The sequence below is a fragment of the Tumebacillus lipolyticus genome, assembly GCF_042682745.1.
Classification (GTDB): domain Bacteria; phylum Bacillota; class Bacilli; order Tumebacillales; family Tumebacillaceae; genus Tumebacillus_A; species Tumebacillus_A lipolyticus.
In genome coordinates this window covers 18,635-34,682 of sequence record NZ_JBHUIO010000008.1, presented here as the reverse complement: position 1 = coordinate 34,682, position 16,048 = coordinate 18,635, and the positions used below count along the sequence as shown (strand labels likewise).

Sequence of the window (16,048 nt, the reverse complement as noted above, 5' to 3'; positions counted from 1 at the left end):
GGACGAGACCGAGCACCGGGGGGGAACTTTGCCTTGAAAGGCAAGATCAAATCGTATCCGGACACGCTGATCATCCTGTCTACGCTTTTGCTTCTGGGAATCGGCGTCATTATCGTCTATAGTGCCAGTGCAGTGCTTGCTGTTCAAAAGATGGATGGCGATGCTTTCTTCTACGCAAAACGCCAACTGATGTGGGCCGTGCTTGGGATCATCTCGATGTTTGTCATGATGAACTACGATTATCACAAGCTGATGCGGATCGCGAGACCCCTGTTGATCATCTGCTTTCTGCTGTTGATCGCCGTTGCGATCCCAGGCATCGGAACGGTGCGTGGAGGATCGCGCGCATGGCTTGGCATCGGCTCGCTGGGGATTCAACCCTCCGAGTTTGCCAAGCTAGGGATCATCATCTTCTTCGCCTACATGCTGTCCAAAAATCAGGAAAAGATCGTCGAATTTAAGCGTGGGTTGCTGCCACCGCTAGGAATTGCCATCGCAGCTGTCGGCCTGATCATGCTGGAGCCCGACCTCGGACAGAGCACCGTTCTGATGGGCACCGTCATCATCATCCTCTTCGCCGCCGGCGCAAAAATCAAACACCTGCTCGGTTTGGCCAGTCTGGCAATTCCTGCATTTATTGCGCTCGTCGTGGTGGCACCCTACCGCTTGAAAAGGATCGTCGCCTTTATGGACCCGTGGGCCTATCAGTTGGACGAGGGGTATCATATCATTCAATCGCTCTATGCGATCGGACCGGGCGGACTGTTAGGGCTTGGGCTTGGTCGAAGCAGGCAGAAGTTTCTCTATCTGCCAGAGCCGCAGACCGACTTTATCTTCTCGATCCTCTCGGAGGAGTTGGGCTTCATCGGCGGTGCTACGCTGTTGCTGCTGTTTTTGCTGCTGGTCTGGCGGGGACTGCGCACCGCGATCACAGCGCCCGACACGTTCGGCTCGCTGCTCGCAGTCGGCATCACCGGCATGATCGCCGTCCAGGTGATCATCAACGTCGGCGTCGTCACAGGCTCGATGCCGGTCACGGGGATCACGCTGCCCTTCATCTCCTATGGGGGTTCCTCGCTGACCTTGGTCTTGACTGGGGTGGGAATCTTGCTGAACATCTCAAGGCAGACGAGGTGACGCTCTCAGCGAGGCGTTATATAATGGACGTAAAGTTCGCAGCGATACCTGAGCTTTGCAGCTCAGGTTTTTTGTTCGTTTAGGCAGATGTCACATATTTTCCGCCGCCTCCATATCATGGGGGTACGACGGCGGAACGAGAGCTTACTAACTTGTCAGGTTTGGTGCTGGAGGTACGACATGAACAAAGAGCAGATACAATCCCTTTTTGCAAACGAAGATGTAGGAACGGTGTTGCCAGAGGAATCTCTTTCGAAGCATACCTCATGGAAGATCGGCGGGCCTGCAGATGTCTTCGCATTGCCGACCACCGTAGAACATCTCGTGCGAATCATGGAGATCGCCGATCAACATCAGATCCCGTGGTATGTGATCGGGAAGGGTTCCAACCTTTTGGTTCGCGATGGAGGGCTGCGCGGGGTCGTGATCAAGCTGGCCGACAATTTCGCAGACCTTCAGATCAGCGGGAATCTGTTAACTGCACAAGGGGGGCGCTCCTTCGTTTCCGCAGCCAACCACGCGATTCGCAGCGGTCTTAGCGGTCTGGAATTTGCGACAGGAATCCCGGGAACGGTCGGCGGTGCCGTGATGATGAACGCAGGAGCGCACGGCGGAGAGGTGAAAGATGTGTTGGTCGAGTGCCGCGTGTTGACCCCGAAGGGTCAGATCGTTCGTCTTTCACATGCAGATCTCAACTTCGACTATCGCTACTCCTGCCTCAAAGACCGTCCGGCGATCGTCTTGGATGCGTCCTTCGAACTTCATTCTGGAGATCCTGTCGAGATGAGTGAGCGGGTGCGAGGGTGGCGCGAGCGCCGCCAGACGACACAGCCGCTTTCGATGCCGAGCTGTGGCAGCGTTTTTCGCAATCCGGATGGCGCGCACGCTGGCAAGCTCATCGAGGAGGCCGGCTTAAAAGGAACGCGCATCGGAGGCGCACAAATTTCTGAACTTCACGGAAACTTCATCGTCAACACCGGGGGAGCAAAAGCGATCGATGTGATCCAATTGATTCAACTTGTGCAGCGTACGATCTTGGAAAGATACGGCTATGAACTTCACCCTGAAGTGCGGATCGTTGGAGAGGAGACACGATAGGGGGTGACACGCGGTGCAATGCTTGGCCATCGAGGGCGGGCATCGTTTATCGGGGACACTGCGGGTTCACGGTGCCAAGAATGCGGCATTGCCGATTCTTGCGGCAAGCGTGATGGCAGTCGGAGAGAGCGTGATCGAAGACGTTCCCGATCTGCAGGATATTCGCGTGATGACAACGATTCTTAGGCAGTTGGGCGCAAAGGTGAAAGCGGAGGGCGCGACTTTGCGCATCGATGCGACGCGCATCAACAGCACCGAGGTGCCAGAACATCTGATGCGATTGATGCGCTCCTCGATCTTTTTGATGGGCCCGATCCTGGCGCGCTTCGGACGCGTTCGCGTCTCAAAGCCGGGCGGCTGCACGATCGGTTCTCGGCCGATCGACCTTCATCTCAAAGGGCTGCGGGCGCTCGGTGCGGTGATCGAAGAGAAGCACGGCTTTATCGAATGCACAGCCAATCGGTTGCGCGGGGCGAAGATCTATCTCGATCTGCCGAGCGTCGGCGCGACCGAGAACCTGATCATGGCGGCCATCTTTGCTGAAGGTGTGACGGTGATCGAAAACGCGGCGAGGGAACCGGAGATCGTCGACCTGGCCAACTATTTGAATGCGATGGGCGCAAACGTACAGGGCGCCGGGGAAGCAACATTGATCATCGAAGGGGTCGGGCGCCTTACAGCGGTTCGATATCGGGTGATTCCCGATCGGATCGTCGCAGGCACGCTGATGGCAGCGGCGGTCGTGACGCAAGGGGACGTGTTGCTGCAAAATGTGGACGCTCGCCATCTCGGCGTCGTGATCGACAAGCTGCGCGAGGCGGGTGCTGAGATCAGCGTGTACGATAGCGCCATCCGGGTGTGGATGGTGGGGAGGCCCAAGGCGATCAGCATCCAAACCACCTACTATCCAGGGTTCCCGACCGACCTCCAATCGCCGCTGATGACCTTGATGTCGATTGCCGACGGTACTTCGATGGTCACCGAGTCTGTCTTTGAGGGACGGTTTAAACATGTGAGCGAGCTTCGGCGAATGGGCGCGAACATCAAGGTGGATCTGCGAACGGCGCTGATCGAAGGCGGATCGGAGCTGACGAGCGCTGTGGTGGAAGCTTCCGACCTGCGGGCAGGCGCTGCGCTGATCCTCGCCGGCCTTGCTGCCAAAGGAACTTCATACATCGAAAACGTGTACCATATCGACCGCGGCTATGAACAGGTCGAAGAGATGTTTGCGCAGTTGGGCGCCAAGATTTGGCGCGTGCAAAAAGACCAGCTCGCCACCGCTTTTGAGTGAGTTGCCAACCCAGTTTCGATCCAGAGGCGAGACGATGCATCAAAGCTGATGCATCGTTTCATTTTCGCTAAAAAGAGTTTGACTGTTTTTGTAAAATTTGTATCCGATTATGAGACTATCAGCATATTGAAAACCAGTTTAAACATGCTATAATGAATAGCAAAATCGACGGCATATCTCTCTAGAATGCCGTTTTTCTTTCGAATTCGGAAATAAAAGCAGAAGAAAAGGAGTCGGTCATTCTCATGCCTACTACGCCGCCGCCGACCGTCTTGGAATCGTATGCGGAACAGAATCAACCCAAGACCAGAAAGCGCCGCCCGAATTGGAAGGCGTTGCTTTTTGTTGTCATCTTTTTCGGCGGGCTGCTGATCGCAGTCTTTCTGCAATCGCCGCTGTCGTCCGTCTCGTACATCGAGGTGCTGGGCAATCAGCATATCCGCTATGACGAGATCTTGCGCACAGCAGAGGTTGAGAAGGGGATGAGCTTCCTTGCGATCGACAAGGCGGAGGTCAAGGAGAAGATTCTCAGAGCCTATCCGCGCGTGCTTTCTGTTGATGTGCAGGTATCGTGGCAGGGAGAGGTGACCATCGCGGTGGTGGAAAAGGCGCTCGCCGGCTTGATCGTTCAAGATGCTAGCATCTACCATCTCCTGCAGGACGGCACGGTGTTGGCGGGGACGGAAAAGCTCGGGGTGGAGCGCGTTCCTGCGATCTCCCTCGACCAGCCGACACCGTTGCAAAACGGACAAAAAGTGACCTCGCCCGACCTGTTGGAGCTGGCCAAGCAGATCCCGGAGGTGGATCGGGCAGTCCTCGACAACATCTCAGAGATTCGCATTGCGAGCGACGGTCCTTGGAAAATCTATATGTGCGACAAATTTGAAGTACGCATCCCAGCGCGTCAATTTGCAGATAAGATGAAATCGTATTTGGAGTATCGAAATGCTCTGGCATCCGATACCGCACCGGGCATCATCAACGTGTTCGATGCGATCTACATGGAGAGCTTCAAGCCGCAGGACAAGAAGGGAGAGTAGAGATGACCAAAAAGACGAACCCACGAGTCAAGCTGACCGTATCGCTTACGATGATCTCCGTCATTCTCGGACTGATGCTTTCGATGCAATATAAAAACACTCGCGCTGCGGCCGAATTTCAACTGAACACAGAGCGCGTCTACGATCCGCGCGCGCAATATACGGCCGAACAGCTCAACAAGGTCAAAGAGGCGAACAGCCAGTATGAAGCCAAGCTGGAAGAGCTGAAGAAAAAGATGTTTGAGCTGGAGGAGAAGGCGGGAGAGATCGCCAAGCAGGAATCTCCCGATCTGAAGGAGGAGCTCGGCAAGTATCGAGTCATGTCTGGGGTTCTTCCTGTCAAGGGCGAGGGCATCACGTTTGTCGTCGATGACAGCACGCTGAAAGAGGTGCCGAAAAACACCGATCCAGAAGTGCTGATCGTCCATGATTACGATCTGATGAACATCACCAACGAACTTTTGATCGCAGGTGCGGAAGCTGTGCAGATCAACGATCAGCGCATCTCTTCGACAACGGGGATCATCTGCATAGGTCCGGTGATCAAGATCAACGGGCAGAAAGTGTCCCGTCCCTATGAGTTCAAAGCGATCGGCAACAGAAATCGGCTGGAGGCTGCCTTGGAGATCAAAGGTGGCATCCTCGACCTGCTTCGCCATCGCACGATCGCGGTGCAAGCGCCGAAGTCGAGCTTAACCGTCTCGATCAGCGGCTACACCGGCAACTTTAATGGATTGATCAAATAGAGAGGGTGGGGAGAACGTTGAAGACGAAAAACAAAATCAGTCTGCTCGTGATCTCCGCAGTGCTCGGCTGCATGCTGACCATCCAGTTTTCCTCGGCCAACCGCCCGAAGGCGGAGTCGAACGCGGTGGCAGACACGATGCAGTTGACTGTCGAGCTTGCACAGCAGACGGAGCGCCAGCAGTTTCTGCGCAGCCAGATCCGCGCGCTTGAGAGCCAGATCAACGCGCTCGGCACTCAAAAGGTCGACCAGAACCAACTGCTGCTCACCCTGGCGGAAGAGCTGGACAAGGTCAAGCGAGCGGCAGGGGTGAACGAGGTGCGGGGCAATGGGGTGATCATCACCATCGAAGACAACGTGAACTTGATCGCGTCTGGCCCGGTGGAGATGGATCTGTACCGCCGATCGTTCGGGGATTTCTTATATCGACTCGTCAACTACTTGAAAGGGAACGAGGCAAATGCGATCGTCGTCAACAATCACCGCATCGTCTCGTTTTCCTCGATTCGCTCGATCGACACCAACAATCTACAGGTCAACACGGTGATGATCTCGCCGGACAAGGTGATCATCAAAGCGGTGGGCAATGTTGAGCAGATGAAGCTTGGGATGAGCCTTTTCCCGACCTATTTTGAGATGATGGGGAAAAGCTTCAAGTTCGAAGCGGTCGAAGATGGGAGCCTGGTCATCCCGCCGTACGATGATCCGGTCAAATACGAGTATGCAAAACCTGAAGGGGATAAGAAGATATGATCTGGATTCCGGTGATTGGTCTAGTTCTCGGCGTTTTTATCGGACTGTCGTTCAACCTGTCGGTGCCGCTGCAATACAGCAGCTACCTGTCGATCGCAGTCCTCGCAGCGCTCGATACGGTGTTTGGGGGGATTCGCGCGAGCTTGGAAAAGCATTTTGACAGCAGCGTGTTCATCAGCGGTTTCTTCTTCAACACTTTGCTCGCAGCGCTTCTCGCCTTTATCGGGGTGCAGCTCGGTGTCGACCTGTATCTGGCTGCCGTTTTCGCCTTTGGCGTGCGACTGTTCAACAACATCGCGACGATTCGCCGTCTGATGGTAACTCGTTCCCGTAAACAAGGTGAAAAAACTTTATAAACAGGACAATTTTTTTAGAGAAAATCGTTGCGAAAAAAAGGGAATCGACACAAGACGTTGAATTTAAAAACTGGTATAAAGAATAGATTGTCACAGAAATCAGGGAGGTGCCACCGCTTGACAAACGGCGAGATTATCGTCAGCTTAGACATAGGAACATCCAAGGTTCGGGCCATCATCGGCGAAGTGACTGGCACGGAGATACAGATTATCGGCGTTGGCTCTGCTGACGGTGACGGGATACGTAAAGGTGCAATCGTTGATATAGATAAGACTGTTCAATCCATTCGGGCTGCAATCGATCATGCTGAGCGAATGGTCGGCATTCAAATCTCGTCTGCGTACATCGGCATATCTGGCAATCATATCTCCCTTCAAAACAGCCACGGCGTCGTAGCGGTCAATTCACCGAATCGAGAGATCGGTGAAGAGGATATCGAACGCGCGTTACAAGCATCTCGCGTGATCGCGATCCCACCGGAACGGGAGATTATCGACGTGGTTCCCAAAGGGTATGTTGTCGATGGTCTGTCAGACATCTCCGACCCCCGCGGCATGATCGGGGTTCGCTTGGAGGTGGAGGCGTATATCATCACAGGATCGCGCACAGTCATCCACAACTTGGTGCGCTGTGTGGAGCGAGCAGGCATTCAGATCGCAGGTCTCGTGCTGTTGCCTTTAGCTGCCAACACGGTCGCGCTCACCAACGACGAGAAGAAGCTCGGAGTCGGGCTGATCGATCTCGGTGCCGGACAGACGACCGTTTCGGTCTTCAAGGAAGGCATCTTGGAAGCGACTTCTGTCCTTCCGGTCGGTGGAGATCATGTCACAAACGATATTGCGATCGGTTTGCGAACGCAGACCGATGCGGCCGAGGGTATAAAGCTTCGTCACGGCACAGCGCTTGTGAATGAAAGCGCTGCTGACGAGACGTTTAAAGTCTCCCGCGTGGGAAGCAATGTTGACAAAGAGTTTTCGCAAGTGGATCTGGCCAGCATCATCGAGCCGCGCTTGCAAGAGATCTTTATGATGGCGCATCAAGAGATCGAAAGAATGGGTTACAAAGAGTTGGCGGGCGGATATGTGCTCACTGGCGGCGGGGCGACCCTACCGCTTGTGGACAAGCTCGCGGAGTTCGAACTTGATTCCTCTGTGCGGGTTGCGATTCCGGAGTTTCTGGGCGTCAAAGATTCTTCATTTATCAACGGTGTGGGAATCATCCGCTATGTTGCGCGAAACTTTACGAACAAAGTGGAAGTTGCAGCAGCGCCGCGTCGAAAAGCCAGTAGCAATCAAGGAGGCGGCTTCGTCGACAAGATCAAAAACTGGTTTAACGAGTTCATCTAGACAAGCACAATCGTTACAGCTTGTGTTTCGTAGTGAGGAGGATCAAGATATATGTTGGAGTTCGATCTCGATGTAGAAGCTCTGGCTCAGATAAAAGTAATCGGGTGCGGTGGCGGCGGATGTAACGCTGTCAATCGAATGATTGAAGCTGGAATTAAAGGTGTTGAGTTTATCACGGTCAACACAGACGCGCAAGCTCTCCATCTTTCCAAAGCGGAGCACCGCTTGCAAATCGGGGAGAAGCTCACTCGCGGTCTCGGTGCGGGTGCGAATCCGGATATCGGGAAGAAAGCTGCCGAGGAAAGCCGTGAATTGATCATGAACGCTCTGCGCGGCGCAGATATGGTATTCGTTACCGCAGGCATGGGCGGCGGTACGGGTACAGGTGCTGCGCCTGTTGTCGCCGAGATCGCCAAGGAGCTCGGCGCGCTCACCGTGGGCGTTGTCACCAAGCCGTTTACCTTTGAAGGTCGCCGTCGGATGAACCAGGCGGAAACTGGCATCGCGAACCTGAAGGAAAAAGTGGACACGCTGATCGTCATCCCGAACGATCGACTGTTGGAGATCGTTGACAAAAACACGCCGATGCTGGAAGCGTTCAGCCAAGCGGATAACGTGTTGCGTCAGGGTGTGCAAGGTATCTCCGACCTGATCGCAGTGCCTGGCTTGATCAACGTAGACTTTGCGGACGTGAAGACGATCATGACGGAGCGCGGCTCTGCCCTGATGGGCATCGGCGTTCACTCTGGTGAAAACCGTGCGGCAGAAGCGGCGAAAAAGGCGATCTGTTCGCCACTTTTGGAAACGTCGATCGACGGCGCTCGCGGTGTCTTGATGCACATCGCAGGCGGCAACAACCTGTCGCTCTTCGAAGTGAATGAAGCGGCAGATATCGTCTCCTCTGCTGCCGATCCGGAAGTCAACATGATCTTTGGTGCGGTCATCAACCCCGATTTGAAAGATGAGATCGTGGTCACTGTGATCGCAACTGGCTTTGAACATAAAGAGCGTCCCGTGCAAGCGAAGCCTGTATTGAACAAGGCGGACATCAAATCATTTGGCACGAGCAACCAAGCGGGATCTGACAATCTGGACATTCCTGCTTTTCTTCGTCGAAACAATCGCTAATTGAAGCTGGGAACGCTTGCTCGCAGAGCGAGCCGACCGGAGCATCTAGCAAAGCAAACAGCACCCAGCTTGGGTGCTGTTTGCTTTGCCTAGTTAACCGGTTTTTGTGTTCATAAACTGCGGTGAATGGACAACCGCTCCGATCGCCGAAAGCGGATCAACCAAAAAGGCTAGCCTCCTTTGCGAAGGCTAGCCTTTTTGGTTGTGAGCAACGGTGCGCTGGCGATTCTCCTTCCACGATTGTGGAAGGGAAAGCAGCTCTTGCCGACATCGATCGATGCTCAGGTCAGCGTCGGGCGATCATGCAGCTTTTTGCTGCTGCCCGTGCAGTCGTTTTTTTCGCTCTGCTCGCACGGCGCTCCACAACACGACGGCGAGCACGACCAGTTGGGGAATGGTGGTTTCCCAAGAGGCATAGATGCCCAGCGAAGGCAGTTGTGGCAAATTGTCTGAGAGATGTGACGGCAGCTGACCCGCAACTTGCAGCGCATGCACGCTCACACCGACAAATTTGAACGCCAAGTAGTAGAGCAAAAGACTCGCGACGAGAAAGAACGGTCGGATCGGAATGCGCACGCTCAAGCGAAGGATCGCAAAGGCGATCACCGCAAGCAATGCGAGCGCGCCTCCGATGCCGAGCAGCAGTTGAGAAGTCGCGATCGTCGACGCCATGCCGAGATAGAAGATGATCGTCTCGGCACCTTCGCGAAGCACAGCCAGACATGCGGTCGCAGCGAGCGACCACAGGGCGCCCCGAGCGATCACAGCTCCCATCGTGCGCTCGATGAACTGGTTCCAGATGCGCAGGTTCGATTTGTTGTGCAACCAGGCGCCGACTGTGATCATAAAGATCACGGCGATCAGGCCGGTGTAGCCTTCGAGCAGCTCGCGTGAACTGCCCGCCGTAACGTTAGAGAACACGACGCTCAGGATGATCGCCAGCACGCCAGAACCGAGCAAGCCTGCACCTGCACCTGTCCAAATCCACTTGCGCTTGTCCGCGTTGCCGGAGCGGCTCAGGAAGGCGAGCAGTGCTGAGATGACGAGGATCGCTTCTAAACCTTCGCGAAAAAGGATCAGCCCTGCATCCCAAGCGGTGTACGACTGAGCCTCGACAAAAGGTTCCAGCTCGCTCTGCAACTCCTGAACCAGGCTGCTCGCTTTGGTCAGGTCAGGCGGTGAAGAGAGCAACAAGCTCGGGATGGCGGTCATCTTCGTTTCGATCTGCGAGTACGCTGCTGGCGATCTCGTCAGCACTTGGAATTCCACCGACGGCCAGGCGGTCATGATCTGATCCATCTTGGTGAGCGCATCGGTGGCCTGTTCCGCCGCCAGATCTGTCTCCACAGCGTTCAGCATGATTTTGATGTCGGAGATCGAAAGGGTCGACTGAACGTCGCCCCCGTCAGACGCTTTTATGTTGCCCGCCACGTAATCCTGGAAGAGCGAGATCAGTTCCTGCAGGCTCGCCTCCGCACGCTCTTGGTTTGGAGGCTGTGTGTTGAGCGCGATGCGAGCACCGCTGATCTTCGACTCGGTTTTGCTGTACAGAGAAAAGTTTTCCTTGCGCAGCGGTCCTTCTGCCTTCGCCCAAGCGCTGATAAATCGCTCATACGACTTTTTCGCTGTCGCAAAGTCTCCTGCTTGGACGGCAGTGAGGCTTTTTTGCAAGTCGGGGACCAACGCGTTTACCTTTTCTTTGGCGGCCTCTTGGTTGCTTTCCGCCTGGTGTGAGGACACGTAATCGTCGACCGTCTTGGCTAACGCGGAGACCGCCTTGTAAGCCTGCTCGCGTTCAAACGGTGATTGTGCGGTCGCGCGTTCCGCTTCGGCGAGCGCTGCCTCCACCGCTTTTCCTTCTGGCGAGGTGTCTGTCACCGTCGACCAGAGTTTCACCATTTCGCTCAGATCCGCTTTTGTGCGCTCCCAATCGTCGCTTCCGGCATTGACCAAAGCATCGCTGGCCAGTGCGATCAGCGGGTCATCGTGCATTGCTGCTGAGGCGAGGGTTGTTGAAAACAGCAACAGGCAGATCAAAAGTGAGGATAGAAATGATTTCATGTTGATGCCCCCTGCTTAGAATAAAGTTTCCCCGATATAGCCGCCCGCTTGAACGCCGGGCAGACAGGCGAAGATCGCGCTGCCGACATGTACGATGTACTCATTCAACTTGTCTTGTCCGGCGAGTGCTTTTTGCATCGGGATAAACTGTTTGCGGGGATCGCGGTTGAAGCAGATGAACAGCAGTCCAGCATCTAGCTGACCTGTCTTGGCGTCGATGCCGCTCGAATAGGAATAGCCCCGGCGGTGGATCTTCACTTTGCCGCCCATGTGAGCGAGGGCAACATGGGAGTTGACCGGGATCTGCGGTTGACCCTGCTCGTCTTTTTTCTCGACGTCGAGCGTTGCAAATTCGTCGGTTTCGCCAAGCGGAGCTCCTGAGACGCGATGGCGGCCAAACGTCGCCTCTTGCTCGTTGAGCGGAGTCCGATCCCAAACTTCGATGCGCATGCGGATGCGGCGCACGATCATGAAGCTGCCATCAGCCAGCCAGCCTGCTCCATCGTCAGGCTGAACCCAGACCACTTCGTTTGCCAGATCGGCATCTTGAACGTTCGGGTTGTTGGTGCCATCTTTAAAGCCGAGCAGGTTGCGCGGCGTCGAGCCGCTCGGATCGGCGGTACGAGTCCGCTGGAAGCCATCTTGAACCCAGCGCAATACCGCTTTTCCCCGAGCGATCCGGGTCAGGTTGCGCAGCGCATGAAAGGCGACTTGAGGATCGTTGGCACAAACTTGCACCGCGATGTCACCGCCCGACCATTGGGGGAGCAACTCATCGCCGCCAAATGGGGGGAGATCGGTCAACGCGGCTGGTCGCTTGCCCGCCAGACCGAAGCGGTCATCGAACAGGGAGGGACCGACTCCGAAGGTGATGGTGATCCCGGTGGCTGCCAGCCCCATCGCCTCACCCGTATCGACAGGCGGCAGATTAGGATTGTTGCTCTCTTCCCCAACACCTGCACCTGTGCTCAACTCGGCGGCCGCCTGCGTCCATTTCTGAAACAGCTTGCGCACATCTTCACGACTGCTGGTGGTCAGATCGAACGCGCCCAGGCAGATAAAATCTTGAGCTGGCGTGATGATCCCCTGTTGATGCTTACCGTAAAACGGAACGACCTCTTCATTCGTCTGAGCGGTGGTAGATTTTGCGGTGTTGATCATGCCGCTACCAGCGAGCACGCCGGTGATTCCACCAGCTCCGAGCAGCAGTCCAACACCGCCAGCCGCCCCAAGTTTCAACATCTCGCGGCGGGAGATCGGCTTTTGCATCAGTTCATCTTTCTGTGAGTCGCTCATTCGATCAGCCCCCAAGAACGGTGCCCATTTGAGCGAGCGGTTCGGCCAACGCATCGACCGCTTGAGCGAGCTTGGTGGTTTGTTCTTTGCTCAACTCGTCATACAGCACGAAGCCGTCCCCTTTGCGATATGGCTGAAGTGCTTGCTCAAGGGCGGTGAACTGTTCTTCGATCTCTTGTGCCAACTTCGCATCTTTTTTCTTCAGCTCAGGGCTGATCACTTTGAAGATTTCCTTCGCACCTTCCACGTTGGCAGCAAAATCATACAGGTCGGTGTGCGAGTAGCGTTCCTCTTCGCCGGTAACTTTGGTCGCCGACACTTCATTGAGCAGTTCCACGGCACCGGTGACGAGCAGATTCACATCGATCTCTACGCTCTCCACTTTGACGCGCAACAGCTTGACATCTTGGAGCAACTGGTCTGCAACTTTTTCTTGACCTTTGACCGATTTGTCAACCCACAGCGCTTTCTCTAATTTGTGAAAACCGCGCCATTCGCTGTCTGGCACATCGTTTTCCCGTGCGTCGATCCACGGGTCGAAATCGCCGAGCGACTCAGCGATCGGCTCGATGCGCTCAAAGTACATGCGAGATGGAGCATAGAGCGATTTCGCTTTTTCGATATCACCCGCTTTGACAGCTTGTGTGAAAGCGTCGGTCGCTTTGACAAACTGGTCAGCTTGGTCGATGACAAATTTGCGATATTCGGCTACTACACCGGACAGATCGGCAGTCGTTTCGTTTTGGACGGGCTTCTCAGGCTCAGGTTGTGAGACAGGTGTTTTTTCGTTGCCGCATGCGCTGAGCAACAGAGCAGAGCCGACCACGACGGCCGAAAGGGTGAGGTGCATTTTTTTCATCAGTCCTACATCTCCTTAAATGCTTCCGAATAGAATCATTGATAATCATTCTCAAATATAGTACATGAGGAGTGGCACCTTCTACAATGGAAAAAAATAGTGCATCACGTACAAATTTTCAATCGATCTTTCGTTGAAACGAGCAGATCTCAATCGGGATGCGGATCGCGGTGATTTGCAGTTTGTGTGAACGAAAAAGCAGAGTGTTGCTCACACCCTTATTAAGGGGAAGAGATCGAATTGAGGGGCGAAGGGTCGGAGAAAATGAGAGGTGACCAAGACCTACGCGCTCATGTCCTGCTCTCCAAGTGGAAGTCGCACAGTCTGTTCGAGAAGCGATCAACATCATAGATTAGCGCAGAATTGTTTTGAATAGAAGAGAAGAAGAGAGATAATCATAGATGATCATCATATTTGGCTGTTTTTGTGTACAAGCATGTATTGAATGAAGTTCGGGAGGCATGATATATTACTATCTGTCCCTCGCGAGTAACGCTAGGACGCTGAAGGTGTGGAGGAATGTCCGAGTTTGGTCGAAGGAGCTTGACTCGAAATCAAGTAGGCGGGAAACTGTCTCGGGGGTTCGAATCCCTCTTCCTCCGCCATGATGAGCCATTAGCTCAGTTGGTAGAGCAACTGACTTTTAATCAGTGGGTCGAAGGTTCGAGTCCTTCATGGCTCACCACTTCAATTTAATACGTGCCCTTAGCTCAGCTGGATAGAGCGTTTGACTACGAATCAAAAGGCCAGGAGTTCGAATCTCTTAGGGCACGCCAGTTTGGCCCGTTGGAGAAGCGGCTTAACTCACCGCCCTTTCAAGGCGGCATTCACGGGTTCGAATCCCGTACGGGTCACCAATTTTATCTGGAGCTGTGGTGTAGAGGCCTAACATGCCTGCCTGTCACGCAGGAGACCGCGGGTTCGAATCCCGTCAGCTCCGCCATTTTCAAACTGCAAGGCTCGGTAGCTCAGTCGGTAGAGCAGAGGACTGAAAATCCTCGTGTCGGCGGTTCGATTCCGTCCCGAGCCACCATTTGTTTTATTGGTAGTCCAACTAAGAACGCGACGTCCTGTCGCAACGTTGGACGCGGTACATCCTGTACGCGGAAGTGGCTCAGGGGTAGAGCATCGCCTTGCCAAGGCGAGGGTCGCGGGTTCGAATCCCGTCTTCCGCTCCATCAAGGGCCCATAGCTCAGTTGGCTAGAGCGCACGACTGATAATCGTGAGGTCGGAAGTTCGAATCTTCTTGGGCCCACCATTCTTAACTTCATTCTCTGGAGAGATGTCCGAGTCCGGTCGAAGGAGCACGATTGGAAATCGTGTAGGCGGGAAACCGTCTCGGGGGTTCGAATCCCCCTCTCTCCGCCATGTGGCGGCGTAGCTCAGTTGGCTAGAGCAATCGGTTCATACCCGGTGGGTCGGGGGTTCAAGTCCCTCCGCCGCTACCACAATCAATGGGGAGTCGCCAAGCGGTAAGGCAACGGACTTTGACTCCGTCATGCGAAGGTTCGATCCCTTCCTCCCCAGCCAACTTGCCGGAGTGATGGAATTGGCATACGTGCACGACTCAAAATCGTGATTTTGTGGGTTCGAGTCCCACCTCCGGCACCATCTTCTTCTAACCACTTTGGGGGTATAGCTCAGTTGGTAGAGCACCTGCCTTGCAAGCAGGGGGTCAGCGGTTCGAATCCGCTTATCTCCACCATCTCTTTTTTTCGTTTGTTGATGATCCGCATTGATTCGCATCGACTTTTTAGATTTCATGATTTTCGCCATATGCTAGCCCGATCCTCGTTGGATCGGGCTTTTTTGTTCTGCAAATTTCTTGCGATAGTCAGCCGGACGATCTTTCACTATACTACGTATGAGAATGATTATCATTATTAAAGTTAGAAATGTCGGCGAGGTGAGATCATTGAGTCGGGCTGACTTTCACCACAACTTCAATCTTTTTTTTGATTGTCTCGATCTTGGGCGTCAGAAAGCGGATCGTACAGAACAGATGCGCTTTCACTCACAGATCGGGGAGGGATCGATTCATCGTTTTGTCCCGCGCAACGATCTGGATGTGGCGCTATCCGATTTCACATTTTATCGAGATCGCACGTTGGCGCTGTCCACCGAGACGGCGATGGTGGAGCTTTCTTTCTGTTTGGATGGAACGAGGGGGGTCAGCGTTGAGGGAGCACAGCATGTATATGCTCCTGGCAGTTGTGCGCTCCAATTTATCAATCAAACGAGCGTTCGCTTTGAGTTTGCTGGAAATCGACCGCTCCGCATGCTTGGCATCGCCATCCCCGTTTCGACCTTTCATCATTTTATGGAAGGCGCTGACGGGACGAGATCGGTCGATTTTTCGCAACTGCTCGGAGCGAGATCGTTTCGCATCTTGCAGGCGCCGATCCATCTGGAAGCATCGATCATTCTCGATCGGCTGATCCGATCGGCTCAACAGCCAAACATGAGAAACTTAGAGCTGGAGTGCAGCATCTTTGAGCTTTTGTCGATCGGGTTTCGGTCGTTTTTGCTCGATCGCCAGTCAGAATCGCCGAAGCTATCGAAAAGCGATCTGCAAAAGATTCGGGCAGCGAGGGACATCATCGTGGATCGCATGGCTGATCCGCCTTCGTTGATCGAACTCTCGCGGATGATCGGGTTGAATGACTACAAATTAAAGATCGGGTTCAAAGCGGTGTACGGTACGACCGTCTTCAGCTATTTGCGAGAGCGGCGCTTGGAGCAGGCACTGCTCTTGTTGCAACAAGGCATTTTGAATGTAGCCGAAATTTCCTGTGCGGTCGGCTATTCGAATGCCAGCTATTTTGCGGAAGCATTTCGCAGCAAATATGGTGTCAATCCAGGAAAGTTTGTCCGACGCTCGTCTCAATTGCTGTGGGCGCGCGAGACACATACCGAACAGGATCATTCGTAAACCG

Annotated in this window: 13 protein-coding genes and 13 tRNA genes; 23 read left to right on the top strand and 3 right to left on the bottom strand. The window is 54.3% G+C overall.

Going from position 1 to position 16,048, the window contains the following annotated elements; genetic code table 11:
• Nucleotides 1–33: 33 nt before the first annotated feature.
• The 9 genes from spoVE to ftsZ all read left to right on the top strand — a co-directional run bounded on the left by spoVE (nt 34) and on the right by ftsZ (nt 8,895).
• Nucleotides 34–1,137, top strand: a complete 1,104-nt coding sequence (gene spoVE, locus ACFSOY_RS12585; RefSeq protein ID WP_386047136.1) for a stage V sporulation protein E — start codon at nt 34–36, stop codon at nt 1,135–1,137.
• Nucleotides 1,138–1,317: 180 nt separating this feature from the next.
• On the top strand, nt 1,318–2,235 hold the full coding sequence (gene murB / locus ACFSOY_RS12580; protein WP_386047135.1) for a UDP-N-acetylmuramate dehydrogenase: 918 nt from the start codon (nt 1,318–1,320) through the stop codon (nt 2,233–2,235).
• Nucleotides 2,236–2,248: 13 nt separating this feature from the next.
• The gene (murA, locus tag ACFSOY_RS12575) at nt 2,249–3,526 is read left to right on the top strand and encodes a UDP-N-acetylglucosamine 1-carboxyvinyltransferase (protein WP_386047134.1); all 1,278 of its coding nucleotides are present in this window, start codon (nt 2,249–2,251) and stop codon (nt 3,524–3,526) included.
• Nucleotides 3,527–3,771: 245 nt separating this feature from the next.
• A complete protein-coding gene (locus ACFSOY_RS12570; protein WP_386047132.1) occupies nt 3,772–4,566 on the top strand; it encodes a cell division protein FtsQ/DivIB in 795 nt (264 codons plus the stop codon).
• 2 nt (nt 4,567–4,568) lie between these two features.
• A complete protein-coding gene (locus tag ACFSOY_RS12565) occupies nt 4,569–5,312 on the top strand; it encodes a DUF881 domain-containing protein (protein ID WP_386047130.1) in 744 nt (247 codons plus the stop codon).
• A gap of 17 nt (nt 5,313–5,329) precedes the next feature.
• Entirely contained in the window at nt 5,330–6,064 is a 735-nt protein-coding gene (locus tag ACFSOY_RS12560) for a DUF881 domain-containing protein (protein WP_386047128.1), read from the top strand.
• Entirely contained in the window at nt 6,061–6,420 is a 360-nt protein-coding gene (locus ACFSOY_RS12555) for a small basic family protein (RefSeq protein ID WP_386047126.1), read from the top strand. Before ACFSOY_RS12560 ends, ACFSOY_RS12555 begins: the two co-directional genes overlap by 4 nt.
• A gap of 117 nt (nt 6,421–6,537) precedes the next feature.
• A complete protein-coding gene (ftsA, locus tag ACFSOY_RS12550; RefSeq protein ID WP_386047124.1) occupies nt 6,538–7,767 on the top strand; it encodes a cell division protein FtsA in 1,230 nt (409 codons plus the stop codon).
• A 51-nt stretch (nt 7,768–7,818) separates the two neighbouring features.
• On the top strand, nt 7,819–8,895 hold the full coding sequence (ftsZ, locus tag ACFSOY_RS12545; RefSeq protein WP_386047122.1) for a cell division protein FtsZ: 1,077 nt from the start codon (nt 7,819–7,821) through the stop codon (nt 8,893–8,895).
• A 300-nt stretch (nt 8,896–9,195) separates the two neighbouring features.
• On the opposite strand, the gene ACFSOY_RS12540 is transcribed toward ftsZ, so the two are convergent.
• Genes ACFSOY_RS12540 through efeO form a run of 3 tightly spaced genes read right to left on the bottom strand, consistent with a single transcriptional unit; the run spans nt 9,196 to nt 13,114 of the window.
• A complete protein-coding gene (locus ACFSOY_RS12540; protein ID WP_386047120.1) occupies nt 9,196–10,956 on the bottom strand; it encodes an FTR1 family iron permease in 1,761 nt (586 codons plus the stop codon).
• Nucleotides 10,957–10,971: 15 nt separating this feature from the next.
• Nucleotides 10,972–12,252, bottom strand: coding sequence for an iron uptake transporter deferrochelatase/peroxidase subunit (efeB, locus tag ACFSOY_RS12535; protein WP_386047118.1), 1,281 nt, complete (start codon nt 12,250–12,252; stop codon nt 10,972–10,974).
• 4 nt (nt 12,253–12,256) lie between these two features.
• Complete coding sequence (gene efeO / locus ACFSOY_RS12530; RefSeq protein WP_386047627.1) at nt 12,257–13,114, bottom strand: iron uptake system protein EfeO; 858 nt, start codon at nt 13,112–13,114, stop codon at nt 12,257–12,259.
• A gap of 510 nt (nt 13,115–13,624) precedes the next feature.
• Between efeO and ACFSOY_RS12525 the strand changes: the two genes are divergently transcribed.
• The 14 genes from ACFSOY_RS12525 to ACFSOY_RS12460 all read left to right on the top strand — a co-directional run bounded on the left by ACFSOY_RS12525 (nt 13,625) and on the right by ACFSOY_RS12460 (nt 16,044).
• Nucleotides 13,625–13,716: transfer RNA gene (locus ACFSOY_RS12525), tRNA-Ser, on the top strand.
• 4 nt (nt 13,717–13,720) lie between these two features.
• A tRNA-Lys gene (locus ACFSOY_RS12520) sits at nt 13,721–13,796 on the top strand.
• Between the two features lie 14 nt (nt 13,797–13,810).
• Nucleotides 13,811–13,887: transfer RNA gene (locus ACFSOY_RS12515), tRNA-Arg, on the top strand.
• A gap of 4 nt (nt 13,888–13,891) precedes the next feature.
• Nucleotides 13,892–13,968, top strand: a tRNA-Glu gene (locus tag ACFSOY_RS12510).
• Nucleotides 13,969–13,977: 9 nt separating this feature from the next.
• Nucleotides 13,978–14,054 (top strand) — tRNA-Asp (locus ACFSOY_RS12505).
• Between the two features lie 14 nt (nt 14,055–14,068).
• Nucleotides 14,069–14,144: transfer RNA gene (locus tag ACFSOY_RS12500), tRNA-Phe, on the top strand.
• A gap of 70 nt (nt 14,145–14,214) precedes the next feature.
• Nucleotides 14,215–14,289: transfer RNA gene (locus tag ACFSOY_RS12495), tRNA-Gly, on the top strand.
• Between the two features lie 4 nt (nt 14,290–14,293).
• Nucleotides 14,294–14,370: transfer RNA gene (locus ACFSOY_RS12490), tRNA-Ile, on the top strand.
• Between the two features lie 18 nt (nt 14,371–14,388).
• A tRNA-Ser gene (locus ACFSOY_RS12485) sits at nt 14,389–14,480 on the top strand.
• A 3-nt stretch (nt 14,481–14,483) separates the two neighbouring features.
• A tRNA-Met gene (locus ACFSOY_RS12480) sits at nt 14,484–14,560 on the top strand.
• 7 nt (nt 14,561–14,567) lie between these two features.
• Nucleotides 14,568–14,642: transfer RNA gene (locus ACFSOY_RS12475), tRNA-Gln, on the top strand.
• Between the two features lie 4 nt (nt 14,643–14,646).
• Nucleotides 14,647–14,723, top strand: a tRNA-Leu gene (locus ACFSOY_RS12470).
• A gap of 18 nt (nt 14,724–14,741) precedes the next feature.
• A tRNA-Ala gene (locus ACFSOY_RS12465) sits at nt 14,742–14,817 on the top strand.
• Between the two features lie 210 nt (nt 14,818–15,027).
• Nucleotides 15,028–16,044, top strand: coding sequence for a helix-turn-helix transcriptional regulator (locus tag ACFSOY_RS12460; RefSeq protein WP_386047117.1), 1,017 nt, complete (start codon nt 15,028–15,030; stop codon nt 16,042–16,044).
• Nucleotides 16,045–16,048: the final 4 nt, after the last annotated feature.

Excerpts from the sequence above, each read along its gene's own strand:
- murB (WP_386047135.1), top strand. The coding sequence starts at position 1,318 with ATGAACAAAGAGCAGATACAATCCCTTTTTGCAAACGAAGATGTAGGA.
- ftsZ (WP_386047122.1), top strand. The coding sequence starts at position 7,819 with ATGTTGGAGTTCGATCTCGATGTAGAAGCTCTGGCTCAGATAAAAGTA.
- ACFSOY_RS12565 (WP_386047130.1), top strand. The coding sequence starts at position 4,569 with ATGACCAAAAAGACGAACCCACGAGTCAAGCTGACCGTATCGCTTACG.
- ACFSOY_RS12570 (WP_386047132.1), top strand. The coding sequence starts at position 3,772 with ATGCCTACTACGCCGCCGCCGACCGTCTTGGAATCGTATGCGGAACAG.
- ACFSOY_RS12540 (WP_386047120.1), bottom strand. The coding sequence starts at position 10,956 with ATGAAATCATTTCTATCCTCACTTTTGATCTGCCTGTTGCTGTTTTCA.
- ACFSOY_RS12555 (WP_386047126.1), top strand. The coding sequence starts at position 6,061 with ATGATCTGGATTCCGGTGATTGGTCTAGTTCTCGGCGTTTTTATCGGA.
- efeB (WP_386047118.1), bottom strand. The coding sequence starts at position 12,252 with ATGAGCGACTCACAGAAAGATGAACTGATGCAAAAGCCGATCTCCCGC.